The organism is Variovorax paradoxus (assembly GCF_030815975.1).
Classification (GTDB): Bacteria; Pseudomonadota; Gammaproteobacteria; order Burkholderiales; family Burkholderiaceae_C; genus Variovorax; species Variovorax paradoxus_N.
The window spans coordinates 1,212,322-1,227,817 of sequence record NZ_JAUSXL010000002.1 but is presented as its reverse complement, the minus strand read 5'-3'; the positions used below and the strand labels follow the sequence as shown (position 1 = coordinate 1,227,817).

General features: G+C 69.7%; 17 protein-coding genes. 5 read left to right on the top strand and 12 right to left on the bottom strand.

What is annotated here, in order from left to right; translation table 11 throughout:
- Window positions 1-2 precede the first annotated feature (2 nt).
- Both QFZ47_RS09515 and QFZ47_RS09510 read right to left on the bottom strand, forming a co-directional pair.
- Window positions 3-569, bottom strand: coding sequence for a GNAT family N-acetyltransferase (locus QFZ47_RS09515; RefSeq protein WP_307655409.1), 567 nt, complete (start codon window positions 567-569; stop codon window positions 3-5).
- A 25-nt stretch (window positions 570-594) separates the two neighbouring features.
- Window positions 595-1,605, bottom strand: coding sequence for a zinc-binding alcohol dehydrogenase family protein (locus QFZ47_RS09510; protein WP_307655408.1), 1,011 nt, complete (start codon window positions 1,603-1,605; stop codon window positions 595-597).
- 99 nt (window positions 1,606-1,704) lie between these two features.
- Here QFZ47_RS09510 and QFZ47_RS09505 point away from each other — a divergent pair, with 99 nt between their 5' ends.
- Window positions 1,705-2,610, top strand: coding sequence for a LysR family transcriptional regulator (locus QFZ47_RS09505; protein WP_307655407.1), 906 nt, complete (start codon window positions 1,705-1,707; stop codon window positions 2,608-2,610).
- Here QFZ47_RS09505 and QFZ47_RS09500 read toward each other — a convergent pair.
- Window positions 2,607-3,404: an SDR family oxidoreductase gene (locus QFZ47_RS09500; RefSeq protein WP_307655406.1), complete on the bottom strand. Its 798-nt coding sequence runs from the start codon at window positions 3,402-3,404 to the stop codon at window positions 2,607-2,609. The genes QFZ47_RS09505 and QFZ47_RS09500 overlap by 4 nt on opposite strands.
- A 78-nt stretch (window positions 3,405-3,482) precedes the next feature.
- Between QFZ47_RS09500 and QFZ47_RS09495 the strand changes: the two genes are divergently transcribed.
- The gene (locus QFZ47_RS09495) at window positions 3,483-4,310 is read left to right on the top strand and encodes a creatininase family protein (RefSeq protein WP_307655405.1); all 828 of its coding nucleotides are present in this window, start codon (window positions 3,483-3,485) and stop codon (window positions 4,308-4,310) included.
- Window positions 4,311-4,712: 402 nt separating this feature from the next.
- On the opposite strand, the gene QFZ47_RS09490 is transcribed toward QFZ47_RS09495, so the two are convergent.
- From QFZ47_RS09490 to QFZ47_RS09450, 9 genes are read right to left on the bottom strand one after another with little or no spacing between them, the layout of a single operon-like run.
- Window positions 4,713-5,345: a LysE family translocator gene (locus QFZ47_RS09490; protein WP_307655404.1), complete on the bottom strand. Its 633-nt coding sequence runs from the start codon at window positions 5,343-5,345 to the stop codon at window positions 4,713-4,715.
- Between the two features lies 1 nt (window position 5,346).
- Entirely contained in the window at window positions 5,347-6,039 is a 693-nt protein-coding gene (locus QFZ47_RS09485; protein ID WP_307655403.1) for a VOC family protein, read from the bottom strand.
- A gap of 12 nt (window positions 6,040-6,051) precedes the next feature.
- Complete coding sequence (locus tag QFZ47_RS09480) at window positions 6,052-6,984, bottom strand: PhzF family phenazine biosynthesis protein (protein WP_307655402.1); 933 nt, start codon at window positions 6,982-6,984, stop codon at window positions 6,052-6,054.
- Window positions 6,985-6,989: 5 nt separating this feature from the next.
- Window positions 6,990-7,631 carry a glutathione S-transferase family protein gene (locus QFZ47_RS09475; RefSeq protein ID WP_307655401.1) on the bottom strand — a complete coding sequence of 214 codons (642 nt, stop codon included), beginning with the start codon at window positions 7,629-7,631 and terminating at the stop codon, window positions 6,990-6,992.
- 5 nt (window positions 7,632-7,636) lie between these two features.
- The gene (locus tag QFZ47_RS09470; RefSeq protein WP_307655400.1) at window positions 7,637-8,308 is read right to left on the bottom strand and encodes a LysE family translocator; all 672 of its coding nucleotides are present in this window, start codon (window positions 8,306-8,308) and stop codon (window positions 7,637-7,639) included.
- Window positions 8,309-8,330: 22 nt separating this feature from the next.
- Window positions 8,331-8,963, bottom strand: a complete 633-nt coding sequence (locus QFZ47_RS09465) for a DJ-1/PfpI family protein (RefSeq protein ID WP_307655399.1) — start codon at window positions 8,961-8,963, stop codon at window positions 8,331-8,333.
- A 23-nt stretch (window positions 8,964-8,986) separates the two neighbouring features.
- Window positions 8,987-10,216: an aminotransferase-like domain-containing protein gene (locus QFZ47_RS09460; RefSeq protein WP_307655398.1), complete on the bottom strand. Its 1,230-nt coding sequence runs from the start codon at window positions 10,214-10,216 to the stop codon at window positions 8,987-8,989.
- Window positions 10,217-10,246: 30 nt separating this feature from the next.
- Window positions 10,247-11,203, bottom strand: coding sequence for a DMT family transporter (locus QFZ47_RS09455; protein ID WP_307655397.1), 957 nt, complete (start codon window positions 11,201-11,203; stop codon window positions 10,247-10,249).
- Entirely contained in the window at window positions 11,200-11,799 is a 600-nt protein-coding gene (locus tag QFZ47_RS09450; RefSeq protein WP_307655396.1) for a LysE family translocator, read from the bottom strand. The genes QFZ47_RS09455 and QFZ47_RS09450 overlap by 4 nt, the downstream gene beginning before the upstream one ends.
- Before the next feature lie 99 nt (window positions 11,800-11,898).
- On the opposite strand from QFZ47_RS09450, the gene QFZ47_RS09445 reads away from it, so the two are divergent.
- The 3 genes from QFZ47_RS09445 (at window position 11,899) to QFZ47_RS09435 (ending at window position 15,480) form a co-directional block, all read left to right on the top strand.
- The gene (locus QFZ47_RS09445; protein WP_307655395.1) at window positions 11,899-13,314 is read left to right on the top strand and encodes an aminotransferase-like domain-containing protein; all 1,416 of its coding nucleotides are present in this window, start codon (window positions 11,899-11,901) and stop codon (window positions 13,312-13,314) included.
- Window positions 13,315-13,402: 88 nt separating this feature from the next.
- Window positions 13,403-14,152 (top strand): PhaM family polyhydroxyalkanoate granule multifunctional regulatory protein, encoded by a 750-nt coding sequence (locus tag QFZ47_RS09440; RefSeq protein ID WP_307655394.1) that lies wholly within the window; start codon window positions 13,403-13,405, stop codon window positions 14,150-14,152.
- A 47-nt stretch (window positions 14,153-14,199) separates the two neighbouring features.
- Entirely contained in the window at window positions 14,200-15,480 is a 1,281-nt protein-coding gene (locus QFZ47_RS09435) for an FIST signal transduction protein (protein ID WP_307655393.1), read from the top strand.
- Window positions 15,481-15,496: the final 16 nt, after the last annotated feature.

Genomic DNA, 15,496 nt, shown 5'->3' with positions numbered 1-15,496 from the left:
CTCTAGCGCTGCGGGCGGCCGATTCGAAAGAGCCGGTGCCGGCGCAGCGCGTGCCCCTCGGGCACGGCCGGGTGATCGAAGGCGCCCCCCGCGTCTTCGCGCATGCCCAGGCGTTCCATCACCGCCGCCGAGCGGAGATTGCCGAGCGCGGTGAACGCCACGATCTCTTCGAGTCCGAGCCGCTCGAAACCCACTTGCAGGGCAGCGCGCGCGGCCTCGGTCGCGAGCCCATGACCCCACCATTTGCGCGCGAAGCGCCAGCCGATCTCGACGCAGGGCGAAAAGGGCAGCGTGGCCAGCGGCACGTTGAGGCCTGTGAAACCGGCGAACTCGCCCGATGACTTGTGCTCCACGGCCCAGAAGCCCCAGCCGTTCGTGGCGATGCGCGCCTTGAAGCTTCCCGCCAGCGCATCGCTGTCGGCTCGCGTGGCGACCGGCAGCAGGAACGCCATGACTTCGGGGTCGGCCGCAAGCGCGGCAAATGGTGCGAGATCGCTCTCGCGCCATTGCCGCAACCGCAGGCGCGGGGTTTCGAATTCGATAGGGGGCTGGATGATGCGTTCGGCCATGCGGCCGATTGTGCTCAGGTCGGGCTCAGAACCCCGCGAGCACCACCTTGCCCTGCGCTTTGCCGCTTTCGATCAGCGCATGCGCCTTCCTGAGGTTGGCGGCATTGATGGTCCCGAAGCTCGCATTGGCGGTGGTGCGGATGCGCCCCGCATCGACCAGCGCGGCCACTTCGGCCAGCAGCGCGCCCTGCCGGTCGATGTCCGGCGTTTCGAAGCGCGAGCGCGCGAACATCATTTCCCAGTGCAGCGAGATGCACTTGGTCTTGAGCGGCATCGCGTCGAGCGAGGGCAGGTCGTCGATCACCGCGAGCTGGCCCTGGGGCTTGAGGCTTTCGATGATCTGCGCGTAGTGCTGGCCGGTCTGCGTGAGGCTCGCGACCATGTCGACCTCGCCGATGCCCGCGGCCTTGAGCTCGGCAGCGAGCGGCTTCGAATGATCGATGACCACATGCGCGCCGAGCGCCAGGCACCACGCCCGCGTCTCGGCGCGGGAGGCCGTGGCCACCACGCGCAATTGCGTGAGCTGGCGCGCGAGCTGAATGAGGATCGACCCCACGCCGCCGGCCCCGCCGGTGACCAGCAGCGTCTGGCCCGCGCCGCCGTTCTTCGGCACCCGGAGGCGATCGAACAGCAGCTCGTAGGCGGTGATGGTGGTGAGCGGCAGCGCGGCGGCCTGCGCATCGTCGAGGCTCCTGGGCGCGAGGGCCGCGATGCGCTCGTCCACCGCATGCAGTTCCGCATTGGTGCCGGGCCGCACGATCGAGCCGGCGTAGTAGACGCGGTCGCCGGCCTTGAAGTTCTTCACCCCGGCGCCGACGGCCTCGACCGTGCCCGCGGCGTCCCAGCCCAGCACCTTGGGCTGGCCGGCCTCAGGCGCCATGTTCCTGCGCACCTTGGTGTCGACCGGATTGACCGAGATGGCCTTCACGCGCACCAGCAGGTCGCGCGGGCCGGCCACGGGGGCGGGCAATTCGATGTCCTGCAGCGACTCGGGGTTGTCGATGGGCAGGGGCTGGTAGTAGCCGATGGCTTTCATGGGGAGGAGACCTTTCCTTGTGTGTTTCCTGAACGATGGCTCGACTGTAGGATGGCAACCAGAAATTGATAAGGCGGGCTGAACAAGCAATACTTTCAAATGAAAATTGAAAATCTCTCGGACCTCCAGGTGCTGGTGCAGACGGCCCGCGGCGGCACGCTCACGGCCGCCGCCCACGCGCTGGGCATGACGCCCGCCGCCGCCAGCGCCACGCTCAAACGGCTGGAAACGCAGCTCGGCGCCCGGCTGTTCGAGCGCTCGACCCGCGCCATGCGCCTGACCTCGCAGGGCCAGACGCTGCTCGACTACGCGGTGCGCGCCTTCGAGTTGCTGGACGAAGGCGAATCGCTGGTCACGGCCGAACGCGGCGAACTCGTCGGCACCTTGCGCGTGGCCGCCCCGTCGGACCTCACGCGCAGCACGCTGCTGCCCTGGTTCGATGAATTCCTTGAACTGCACCCCGGCGTGCAGCTGTCGCTGTCCGTCGGCGATCGGCTGCTCGACGTGACGCGCGACGAGGTCGACGTGGCGCTGCGCTACGGCGCGCTGGCCGATTCGCGGCTGGTGGCACGGCCGTTCGCGCTGACCAATCCGCTGCTCACCGCATCGCCCGCCTACCTGCGCCGCCATCCCGCGCCGAAGACGCCGCAAGACCTGGTGCATCACAACTGCCTCACCTTCGACCGCGGCGGGCGCCGCCACCGCACATGGCGCTTCGGGCAGAACGGGCAGTGGACCGAAGTGCGCGTGAAGGGCGACCGCAGCGTGGACGACGCTTCACTCGCGCGCGAGTGGGCCGTCGCGGGGCGGGGCATCGTGCTGAAGTCGGCGCTCGACGTGCGCGAAGATCTTCGCAAGGGAACGCTGGTGCGCCTCTTGCCCGAGTGGGACACCGAGCCCTATCCGCTGCACGCCCTGCTGCCCAGCGGGCGCTTCGTGCCCGCGCGGGTGCGGGCGCTGGTCGACTTCCTGGCCGCGAAGTTCGAGGCGCTGACGGGCGGTTAGATCATTGGCGTCACGGCGCCGTCCATCGCGACGATCGCACCGGTGACGTAGCTCGCCTTCGGCGAGGCCAGGAACACGACCGTGTTGGCAATCTCTTCCGGCGTGGCGATGCGCCCGAGCGGCAGGCGCGCCGTGGCGCGCTGCAGCGCCTCGTCACTGCCGATGCCCTGCAGCTTCGCGTCGGCCTTCAGGCCTTCCTGCAGCCGCTCGGTCAGCGTGAGGCCGGGGTTCACCGCGTTCACGCGCACACCCTTGGCCGCATAGGCCGCGGCCATGCCGGCGCTCACCAGCATCAGCGCCGCATTCGCCGCGCCGCCGGCCATGTGGACCGGGCTCGCGACCTTGCCGCCCTGGCCGATCACGTTGACGATCGCGCCGCGGCCGCGCTGGCCCATGCGCTTGACCACCGGATCGATCATGTGGATGTAGGTGAAGTACTTGGCGTCCATCGCGTCGTGCCAGGCGGTGGCGTCCAGCTCGTCGGGCGGCGTGCGGCGCGCGGCGCCGGCCGAATTCACCAGCACGTCGACCGGTCCGAAGGCCTGCTCGGCCGCATCGAGTGCGGCCACGGCGCTGGCCGGGTCCTTGAGGTCCGCCGCATGCACCGACACCCGGCCCTCGGCCTGCGCGAACGCCTCGGCCAGCGTCCTGCGGCCCCGCTCCAGGTTCTGCAGGTCGCGCGAGACGAGGCTCACGCGCGCGCCCTCCTGCAGGAAGCCCAGCGCGCAGGCCAGGCCGATGCCCTTGCTGCCGCCGGTGATGAGAACGTGCTGATCCTGGAGCTGGAGATCCATGTGGTTGTCCTTGTGTCGTCGAAGAGAGCGCGGTGGCGCGGGGTCGCGTGGATTGAATCACCGCTCTAAGATCGGCGGATGAATGCATCCCCGGTATCCCTGCCCCGCTACTGGTCTCAACTGACGACGCGCGACTTCGCGGCGCTCGATGTGGCAGCCACCGTCGCGGTGCTGCCTCTTGGCGCCACCGAACAGCACGGGCCCCATCTGCCGCTGGGCGTGGACACGGTGCTGGCCGACGGTATCGTGGCCGCGTCGCTGCCGCTGCTGCCGGCCGAACTGCCGGTGCTGTTCCTGCCGACGCAGCAGATCGGCCTGAGCCCCGAGCATGCGCGCTTTGCGGGCACGCTCACGCTGTCGGCAGAGACGCTGATGCGCATGTGGAAGGAGATCGGCGCCGGCGTGGCCCGTGCCGGCGTCAAGAAGCTGGTGCTGTTCAACGCGCACGGCGGTCATGTGGGTGCGATGGACATCGTGGCGCGCGAGCTGCGCGCGGCGCACGGGCTCATCGTCTACAGCGTGAGCTGGTTCAACCTGCCGCTGGGCGATGCGGGCGCGCAGTTCGGCGCGGACGAACACCGCTTCGGCGTGCATGCCGGCGAGATCGAGACCTCGATGATGCTGGCGCTTGCGCCGCAGCAGGTGCGCATGGCCGAGGCGAAGAATTTCCGCTCCACTTCCGAGCAGCGCGCGGCCGACTACGCGATTCTCGGCAACGGCAAGAGCGCCAAGCTCGGCTGGGCCATGGAGGACTACAACGCGCAGGGCGCGGCCGGCAATGCAGCCGCCGCGACGTCGCCGCGCGGACAGGCGGTGGTCGATGCGGCCGCGCAGCAGCTCGCGCTGCTGCTGGCCGAGGTGTCGCGCCTGCCGCTGGACACGGCCAATATCGGGCCGCTGCCGTAGCTTGCTTTGTTGTTTTTCAAGCGCTGTGTTCAGGGCGCGCTCCCGCCGACGGGGTACCTTGCTCCGCGAATGTCCTCCGGCCTGCGGCCTCCCCCTTTATTTCGCTGCGCAAGGCACCCCATCGACGGGAGCGTTGGACAGAGCGGTCGTTGATCAGCTGTGCACCCAGAGCGTGCCCAGGTGCACAGGGCATCGGGTGCTCCCCGCAGCGAAATCAAGGAGGAGCCGAAGGCGGGGGACATTCGCGGAGGGGAGTACCCGGTGGCCTGTGCACGCGCCCTGGACAAGAGCACCAAGAAGAACAGCGCCCTGAACAAAAGCCCCGAACACTCACGCCCAAGTTTTCACACACGCCATGCCGCTGCGCCAACGGACAGGGGTGAATCTCACGAGCGGCCTTTGCTACTTGCGTTCCGTCAGCGCCACGCGCACCGCCAGTGCGGCCAGCACGCTGCCCATGACGTAGCGCTGCGCTCGCAGCCAGCCGGCGCTTTGCGAGAGCACGGCCGTGATGCTCGCGGCGCCGAGGATCATCACGGTGTTGACCGCGGCGCTGCTGGCCATCTGCGCTGCGCCCAGCTGCATGCTCTGCAGCAGCACCGAGCCGCGTTCGGGATGGATGAACTGCGGAAAGAACGAGAGGTAGAACATCGCGACCTTCGGGTTCAGCAGGTTGGTGAGAAAACCCACGCGAAACAGCTTGGCCGGCGGATCGGCCGGCAGCGCGCGCGCCTCGAAGGGCGCATTGCCGCCGGGCCTGACGGCCTGCCAAGCGAGCCACAGCAGGTAGGCCGCGCCGGCCAGCCGGATCGCGTCGAACGCGACCGGCACGGCCAGCAGCAGCGCGGTGAGCCCGAGCGCGGCCGCGAACAGGTGGGCCAGGAAAGCCATCATCACGCCGCCGAGCGAGACCAGCCCGGCGCGCCGGCCCTGTATCAGCGTGCGCGACACGCAATAGATCATGTTCGGCCCCGGCGTGAGCGCCAGCAGCAGCGAGGCGAGTGCGAACCAGGCGATTTCGGTCAAGCTCAGCATGTCAGAGTCCTTCGGATTGAAGCGTGACGGGGCCGCGGGGCGTGTCGAGCACGGCCACCAGATTGGGCGCGCCGGGCTGCACCGCCATGCCGGCCATGCCGATGGCCGACAGCGCGGCAGCCAGGTCGGCCGCGCGTGGATGCGTGGCCTGCAGCGATCGCATCGCCAGCCCCGAAGCCGGCATGGCATCGGTGGGATGCACGGGGCCCCACTGGATCAGCGTGGGCAGTGCGCCATAGAAGAGGCGCTGGCCGTCGTCGCGCACCGTGATCTGCCATTCGAACCGGCCGGCGGGCGTGTCGCGCGAGGCTTCGAGCAGCTGGCCGCGGTCGATGTGCGCGTGCTCCTCGTGCGCCAGCGCCTGCAGCGCGGCCCGCGCGTCGGGCACGCGCGCAACGAAGTGCACCAGCCGCGGTCCGCTTTGTGCGAGCCCCGCCTGCAGCACGGGGTCGTCGAGGTCGAACCAGCGGCGCGTGCCGGGGCGCGATGGCCGCTTGCCGGGCTCGATCGCGATGATTTCCAGGTAGGCCTGGGGAAAGGCCGCGGTCGCGATGTTCAGCAGCCGGTTGTGCGTGCCCATCAGCGGATGCGAGCCGCCGGGGCCGGGCACGACGCCCAGCGTGGCCTCGCACCACGCCACGCCCTCGGCCAGCGAGGCGGCGGCGATCACCAGGTGGTCGAGCTGCGCGCGCATGGTGCCTTGCCCCTACAGCGTGACCTGGCCGTCGACGCAGGTCACGGCATCGCCGCCAACCCACACCTGGCCGTCGCCGTCGCGTTCGATGTGCACGCGCCCGGCACGGCCGAGGCATTGGCCCTGCGCAGCCAGGTAGCGCTCGGGCATGTGGCCGTCGGCAATCAGCCATTCGGCGAGGCTGGCGTTGAGGCTGCCTGTGACCGGGTCTTCTTCCACGCCGATGGGCGCGGCAAAGGCGCGCACCTCGAGGTCGATCTTCGGGCCGTCGTCTTCTTCGGTGGCGGTGGCGGTGGCCTTGCCGCCGAAGGCGCGCGCCTCGCGGTTCGAGCGGCCGATCAGCATCGACGAGCCCTCTGCCACGGGCATGCCCGCCACGCCGGCCTTCACGCCCAGTTCCTTGAGCATGCGGTGGTCGGGCACCAGCCGGAGCACGGTGTCCGCATCGCTGAGCAGCAGGCCGAACCAGACCGGCCCGTTGTCGAGCACCTGCGCCGCGACGACCTGCTGCGCCTTCAGGCCCAGCGCGCCCGCCACCTTGGCCAGCAGCGTGGGGCTGGGCGCGCTGCGCTTGAGCGGCGGGGCCGAGAAAGCCAGGCGCTCGCCTTCATGGCGCAGCGGCACCAGGCCGGCCGCGCACTGCTGCACGATCCGGCCCGCCGCCTTGGGCTTGCCGCCGGCCTGCAGCCAGGCATGGCAGCTGCCGATGGTGGGATGGCCGGCAAAGGGCAGCTCGCCGCCGGGCGTGAAGATGCGCACGCGGTAGTCCGCCGTGGGCTGCGTCGGCGGCAGCAGGAAGGTGGTTTCCGACAGGTTGGTCCACTGCGCGAAGCGCTGCATCTCGGCGTCGTCGAGGCCGCCGCCATCGAGCACCACGGCAAGCGGATTGCCGAAGTAGGGCGTGGCGGTGAAGACGTCGACTTGTTTGAACGGGCGGGGTTTCATGCTTTTCATTCGAGCGGAAGGTCGAGCACGCCGCGCGTGCCCGGACGGGAGATCAGTTCGCCGTACCAGCGTTCGAGGTTCGGCCAGCTCGGGCGCTGGTATTCGGCCGGCGGCAGGCCGAACCAGCGGTGCGCCTCGCAGCCGATCGGAATGTCGGCCATGGTGAAGCGGTCGCCGGCCATGAAGGGCTGCCGGGCCAGGTGCGCGTCGAGCATGGCGAACAGCGCCTCGCTCGCATGGACCGAGGCCGCGATCAGCGCCGGTTCGCGCTCGGCCGGCAGCGTGCGCACCCATTGCACGAAGGCATCGCGGCTCGCGCGGTTGAGCGTGGTCTGCTGCCAGTCCATCCAGCGCTCGGCATCGAAGCGCGCGGGCAGTTCGCTCGGGTAGAACTTGCCGTGCGAATGCTTGGCGCAGAGATAACGCACGATCACGTTCGATTCCCACAGCGTGACGCGCTCGCTGCCTTCGCCGTCGTCGATGGTGGGCACCATCGCGTTCGGATTGAGCGCCAGGTACTCGGGCGTCTGCACCACGCCGAACCGGCCGCCGGCCTCGGTGCGTTGAAAGTCGAGCCCGAGTTCCTGCGCGCACCAGACGACTTTGCGCACGTTGATCGAACTGATGCGGCCCCAGATATTGAGCATGGTGTTCAGCTTCCTTGGACAGGTGTGGCGGACAAGGCGGATGGCACGGCGGGACGGTCGAGCAGCAGCAGGCGGATCGCCAGGCCGACCATCACCAGGGCCAGCAGGCCGCGCTGGAGCTTTTCGGCCCCCGGGCGGCGCTGCAGCCAGCGGCCGACCTGCCCGCTGCAGGCGCCGAGCAGCGTGTTGAACGCGAGCGCGGCTGCCGACAGCATGACGCCGAGCTGCACCAGTTGCAAGGGCACGCTGCCGCGCGCCGGGTCGACGAACTGCGGCAGGAACACCATGAAGAACAGCAGCGCCTTCGGGTTGACGAGGTTGTTCAGGAAGGCCATGCGCACGATGCGTGCGAAGGCGGACGGTTGCGGCTTCGCATGGGTGGGCAGGCCACCGCTGCTGCGCAGGGCCTGCACCGCGAGCCACAGCAGGTACAGCGCGCCCGCATAGCGCAGCAGGTCGAACGAGGGTGGCCAGGCCGCCACCAGCGCGGTCACGCCGGTGGCGGCGAAGAGCGTGTGCACCAGGTCGGCCGACGAGATGCCGAGCGCCGCCGCGAAGCCGCCGCGCGGGCCGTGGGCCACGCCGTGCGAGAGCACGAAGGCCATGTTCGGCCCCGGCGACAGGAACAGCGCCAGCACGGCCAGCAGGAAGAGCGCGAGCGTGGCGAGGCTGATCATGATGCGTCCTGCAGCGCTTCCTTCAGACAGCGGCGGCCGTGGCCGCAGGAACCGACGGAAGATAAGGCTCGATATTGCGCAGCGCGCGCGCCACGTAGTCTTCCTTCTCGCCCACCGGCGCCACATAGTGCAGCGCGCTCCTCGCGGCCTCGATGCCTTCGCTGCGTGCGATGAGCCAGGCCGCGAGGTAGGGCGCCGACAGGCAGCCGCCGGCAGTCGCCACGTTGCCCTTGGCGAAGAAGGGCTGGTTGAGCACCTCGATGCCGGCCTCCTGCACCCAGGGTTTGGTCGTGAGGTCGGTGCAGGCCGGCACCGCGCCCAGGAGGCCCAGCTTGGCGAGCAGCAGCGTGCCCGAGCATTGCGCGCCGATCAGCTGCCGCTTCGCATCGAGGCGGCGCAGCGCGCCCATGATGGCCGGGTCGGCCGCAATCTCGCGCGTGCGGATGCCGCTGCCGACGAGCACCGCGCCGGCTTCGGCGGCTGCTTCGAGCGTGGAGCTCGCATGCACGGTCACGCCGTTCATCGAGGTGACCGTGGCGCTGGGCGCGGCCAGCGTCACGCGCCAGCCCGGCTTCTTGATGCGATTGAGCACCCCGAGCGCAACCAGCGAGTCGAGTTCGTTGAAGCCGTCGAAAGTCAGGATGGCGATGTGCATCGTGGTCTGCCTTGTGTTGCCGCTCAGACGGGCTCGGGTGCGAGCCTGCGCTCGCCCAGCAGCGCCAACTCTTCGCGCAGCGTCAGGGCCAGCGCGGCGATGGCGGTGTCGATCTCCTCGACGCTGGCCGTCACGAACGACAGGCGCAGCGTGCGCGGATCGCCCTGGTCCGCATAGAAGGGCGCACCCGGCACGAAGGCCACGTTGCGTTCCACCGCCTTGGGCAGCAGCGCGACGGTGTCGATGCCCTCGGGCAGGCGCGCCCACAGGAACATGCCGCCCTTGGGCGCGTTGAACTTCACGTCCAGCCCGGCCATCTCGCGCGTGAGCGCGGCCATCATCGCGTCGCGCTGGCGCTTGTAGAGCGCGCGGATGGTCGGCACGTGGCGCTCGAGGAAGTTGTCCTTCATCACGGCCGAGACCATGCGCTGCGTGAAGATCGGCGTGTGCAGGTCGACCGCCTGCTTGGCCTGCAGCAGCTTCGGGAAGATGGCCTTCGGCGCAACCAGGAAGCCCAGGCGCAGGCCGGGCGCGAGCACCTTCGAGAACGAACCCAGGTAGATGCAGCCATCGGGGTTGCGCGCGGTCAGCGGCAGCGGCGGGGCTTCGTCGAACCACAGCTCGCCGTAGGGGTTGTCCTCGACGATCGGCAGGCCGGCCGCGGAAGCGGCAGCCGACACGGCCGCGCGGCGCGCCTCGGTCATGGTGCGGCCGGTGGGGTTCTGGAAATTCGGCAGCAGGTAGACGAAGCGCGCGGCGTCTTCCGAAGCGCGCCCGCCGGTCGCACGGGCCTTGGCCACCAGGTCTTCGACGATCACGCCTTCGTCGTCGCTCGCCACGCTCACCGGGTTGGGCTCCATCGGGCCGAAGGCCTGCAGCGCGCCCAGGTACGTCGGCGTCTCGACCAGCACCCTGCTGCCCGGATCGATCAGCACCTTGGCCACCAGGTCGAGGCCCTGCTGCGAGCCGGTGGTGATGAGCACCTGCGCAGGATCGACGTTCCACGGCAGCATGTCGGCCACGGCCTGGCGCAGCGGCGCATAGCCTTCGCTCGCGGCGTATTGCAGCGCCGCCTGGCCGTCGTTGTGCAGCACCTCGGCACAGGCGTCGGCAAAGGCCTGGATCGGGAAGGTCTTGGGCGAGGGCAGGCCGCCGGCCAGGCTGATGATGCCGGGGCGCTCGGTGACCTTGAGGATTTCACGCAGCACCGACGGATTCATCTTGGCGGCGCGGGCGGCTAGTTTCCAGTTCATGGGGTCTTCTTTCAGGCGAGTGAGGTGAGATCAGGATTGTTCGACAGGCGCTGTGCGCGGCGAAACGGCAGGAACGGGCTGCGGCTGCGAAAGGCGCTTGCCGAGCACCACCGTGCAGACCACGGCAATGGCAAAGCCCAGCGTGACCACGTCGAGCGGTTCGCCCAGCAGCGGAATGGATGCAAGGATAGAGAGAAAAGGCTGCAGCAGCTGGGTCTGGCTCACGCGCAGCGCACCGCCCAGCGCCAGGCCGCGGTACCAGGCGAAGAAGCCGATCCACATCGAGAACACGCCGACATAGACGAAGCCCAGCCAGGCCGAGGTGGCGATGGGTTCCGTGGGCCACATGGCCAGCGTGGCGGGCAGCGTCACGGGCAGCGCCATCACGCAGACCCAGCAGATCACGCGCTCGGCGCCGAGCGACGGCGTCACCTGCGCGCCGTAGATGTAGCCGAACGAAGCCGCGACCACCGCGCCGACCAGCAGCAGGTCGGCCCATTCGAAGCCGAAGCCATGGCCGTTCTGGCTCGCGCGCAGCACCGAGAACATCACCACCAGCAGGCTGCCCGCGATGGCGCAGAGCCAGAAGCCGAGCCGTGCGCGCTGGTGCAGCACCCAGGCCGCGACCGCCGCGGTCACGAGCGGCAGCAGCGCCGTCACCACCGCCGCGTGGCTGGCCGTGACCACGCGCAAGGCATAGGCCAGCAGCAGCGGATAGCCGATCACGTTGCCGAGCACCGCCATGCCGAGGGGCTTCCACTGGTGGGGCGCGGGCCGCGGCGAGCGCGTGGCCAGCAGGAACACGGCCGACAACAGGCCGGCCAGCGCCGCGCGCCCGAGCGTGACGAACCATGGCGACAGCTGCGGTGCGCCCTGCGTGCCGGTGGCCAGCCGCGTCATCGGCAGGGTGACCGCGAACAGCGCCACGCCGATCACGCCGAGCCACATGCCGAGCGTTTCGTCCTTGATAGGGAGGCGGCTGCTCATACGCTCAGCATCCACCACGCGGTGAGCACCAGCACGGCCGCCATCGCACGGTTGAACCACAGCAGGCGCTTGCTCTTGGAGAGCCATTCGCGCAGCAGCGCGCCCGCCAACGCATAGGTGAAGTTGCTGACGAAGGCATAGACCAGCATCACCGGCGCGACGATGGCGAAGCGCCCGAGCGCATCGGGCTGCCCCGCGATCCAGCCGGCCACCAGCGTGAGCGCGAGCAGCCAGGCCTTGATGTTGACGAACTGCAGCATCACGCCCTGGCCGAAACCGACCGAGAGGCTGGCGCCGTCTGCGCGGCCCAGCGTGCCGCTGCCGCTCAGCTTGTAGGCCAGCCACAGCAGGTAGCCCACGCCCAGCGCCTTGATGCCCAGGCGCAGCGAAGGCACCGCCACCACCAACGCGCCGATGCCGGCCGCGCACAGCGCCAGCAGCAGCGTCCAGCCGACCGGCACGGCCACCACGAAGCGCATCGCGCGCGGCAGTCCGCCATTGGCCGCCAAAGCGGTGGAGAGCGTGGTGTTGGGACCGGGCGAGAAACTCATCGCCGTGGCCAGCACCAGCAGCGCGGTGAATTCTTGCCAGTTCATTGCATACACTCTAAACTTTCACACCATTACAGTTCCAATACAGTTAATCGAACATATGCTCAATCTGTATTGGTCTTTCTTTCGACACAGCCTGCACAGATGCTGACACGAACCTCCACCCAGTCGCTCACGGGGCAGTTGGCCGACCGGCTGGCAGAACGCATCCGCACCCGGCTGCTGCCGCCCGGTGCGCGCCTGCCCTCGGTGCGCGAATGCGCGCGCCAGCAGGGCGTGAGCCCCTACACCGTGGTGGCCGCCTACGACCAATTGCTGGCGCAGGGCCTGGTCGAGGCGCGCCGCCAGCGCGGGTTCTACGTGCGCGACTCGGCGCCGGCGCAGGACGGGCGCCCGCCCAATGCGGCGCCCATGGTCGCCCAGATGATGGCCTCGCGCGTGCCGGCCGATGCAAGCTCGCTCATCCGCAGCATGTTTCACCGGCCCAGCGACAAGCCGCAGCCGGGCATGGGGGTGTTTCCGCCCGAATGGATGTCGTCCACCTTCATGCCGACGGCCGTGCGCCGCATGACCAGTACAGCGGCGCTGCAGGAGCTGTCGCTCCAGTACGGCGAACCCTCTGGCGACGCCGCGCTGCGCCGCAGCCTGTCGAACAAGCTCGTGGGCATCAACGTGCCCGCCGCGCCCGACCAGATCGTGACCACGGTGGGCGCCACGCACGCGCTCGACATCGTGAGCCGCACGCTGCTGCGCGCGGGCGATCCGGTGATGGTCGAGGAGCCCGGCTGGGCGCTGGAGTTCGCGCGGCTCGAGGCGCTGGGCATGCGCATCCTGCCGGTGCCGCGCCGCGCCGACGGGCCCGACCTGGAGGTGATGGCGCAGTATTGCGCGCTGCACAGCCCCAAGCTCTTCGTGAGCGTGAGCGTGCTGCACAACCCGACCGGCTACAGCCTCACGCCCGGCAGCGCGCACCGCGTGCTGAAGCTGGCCAACGAGCACGACTTCCACATCGTCGAGGACGACACCTACAGCCATCTCGCGCCCGAGCACGCCACGCGGCTCAGCGCGCTCGACGGGCTGCAGCGCACCATCTACGTCAGCGGCTTCGCGAAGATCCTGGCGCCCAACTGGCGCATCGGCTTCCTGGCTGCCTCGCCCGAACTGAAGGAGCGGCTGCTCGAGACCAAGCTGCTGGCCACGCTCACCACGCCCGCGCTGTTCGAGCGGGCGCTGTCGTGGTGCATCGACCAGGGCCAGTTGCGGCGGCATGCCGAGCGCGTGCGCATCCGGCTCGACGGCGCGCGCGGCCGCGCGGTGAAGCTCGCGATGGCGCACGGCTGCACCTTCGCGTCGGAGCCGGCGGGCCTGTTCGGCTGGGTCGACACCGGCGTCGACACCGACGCGCTCACCCAGCGCATGCTCGACCAGGGCTACCTGCTCGCGCCGGGCTCGCTGTTCCATGCGCGGCGGCCGCCGAGCACCATGATGCGGATCAATTTCGCGACCTCCCAGGAGGCAGCGTTCTGGAAGGTGTTCAGCAAGGTGCGCGCGGAACTCTGAGGGGCCGGCGGGAGGGCTTGCGGGCCCAAAACCGCAATCCCTTGGAGTAAGCTGGCATTACAAGAAAACCCAACCCGGAGACCTCCGCATGAGCAATGCCAGCCAACCCTTCGACTTCAGTCAATTCGTCCCCGGATTCGATTTCCTGAAGAACCTTGCCGGTGGTGCCGCCGGCGGCCCGGCGGGCGGCGCGGTGCCCGGATTACCGAGCCTCGCGAGCTGGGTGGCCCCCACCCTGAGCGTGGAAGAGGTCGACAAGCGCATCCAGGAGCTCAAGACGGTCCAGTATTGGCTCGAGCAGAACGGCCACGCGCTCAAGGCCACCATCCAGGCGCTCGAAGTGCAAAAGATGACACTTTCGACCTTGCGCGGCATGAACGTGCGGATGGAAGATATCGCCAGCGCGTTCACCAAGCAGGCGGCCGCCGTGGCGCCTGCTGCTGCTGCAGCGGCTCCCGCACCGGCAGCCGCTGCGCCGGCCGAACCGGAAGCCGAGCCCGAGGAAGCCCCGGCAAAGAAGGCGCGCAGCAAGCCGGCTTCGGCCACGGCCGCTTCGGGCGGCAATGGCGGCGGCGCCGGAGTGATCGATCCGATGCAGTGGTGGGGCTCGCTGACCGAGCAGTTCCAGCAGATCGCGAGTTCGGCGCTGCAGGATGCGGCCCAGCTCAAGGTGCCGGCCATGGCCCAGCCATTGGCCGACGCGGTGGACAAGGCCATGGGCAAGCCGGCGGCGGCTGCTCCCGCGGCTTCGAAACCCGCAGCCAGGAAGGCGGCAGCGCCCGCTGCCGCAAAGAAGACATCGGCCGCCGCGCGCAAGCGAACGACCGGCCGTCGCTGACGTCATACACACATTCCTAGATTGAAGAGAACGGGTTGGCACGCATCATGAAGCTGTTTCCTTCCGGCCACGCCACCCACCCGCAATGGCGCATGGCAGCCGGCCTCGTGCTGGCCCAGTTGCGCGCGCAGATGGCGCTGCCCGACTACGCGCCATCGCCGACGCTCGGGCTGCTCTACATCACCGACCACTACGCGTCGGACGCGCAGGACATCCTCGACCACCTGAGCGCCGAACTGCCCGAGGTCACCGACTGGTCCGGCACGGTCGGCATCGGCGTCTCGGCCAACAACGCCGAATATTTCGACGAGCCCGGCCTGAGCCTGATGCTCTGCGCGCTGCCGAGCGACCAATACCGCGTGTTCTCCGGCGTGGCGCCGCTGGGCAATTCGGAAATGAGCGGCTTCGAGGCCCACACGGCGCTCGTGCACGCAGACCCCGCCACCCCCGACCTGACCGAACTCATCGGCGAGATGGCGGGCCGCACCAACACCGGCTACCTCTTCGGCGGACTCTCGTCGGGCCGTGCGGGCGCGCTGCAGTTCGCGGTGGGCGGCAACGGCAACATCCGCGGGCATGGCGCCGCGGGCGGCGTGTTCTCGGGCGGCCTGTCGGGCGTGGTGTTCGGCGAGGGCGTGCGGCTGGTCTCGCGCGTCACGCAGGGCTGCCAGCCGCTGCGCTCGGGCGCGGGGCGCGAGCGCGAGATCACCGAAGCCGACGGCAACCTGCTGCTCAAGCTCGACGGCGAGCCCGCGCTCGACGTGCTGCTGGCCGACCTGCAGGTGTCGCTCGAGCGTCCGCAGGAAGCCATCGATGCCGTGCGCGCCACGCTGGTGGGGCTGGCAGCCGCCGGCAGCGACGGCATCCGCCGCACCGGCGACCTGGGGGCCGACGTGCTGGTGCGCCACATCATCGGCCTGGACCCCACGCGCCGCGGCATCGCGATTGCCGACGTGGCGGAGCCCGGCATGCGCCTGACCTTCTGCCGCCGCAATGCGCAGGCCGCGCGCGCCGACCTGATGCGCATCTGCGCGGAGATCCGCGAAGAACTCGAGCCCGAGGAGCAGACGCTGGCCACCGCGCGCGCTGTCGCGGCAGGGGAGGCCGAGGCGGCGCCGCATCCGGCGCGCCGCATCGCGGGCGCCGTGTACGTGAGCTGCTCGGGACGCGGCGGACCGCATTTCGGCGCGCCGGGCGCCGAACTGCAGATCGTTCGGCATGCGCTGGGCGACGTGCCGCTGGTCGGCTTCTTCGCCGCGGGCGAGATCGCCCGCCATCACCTGTATGGCTACACCGGGGTGCTGACGGTGTTCACCAGCAAGGACTGAGCCTCGCCCTGCCTGC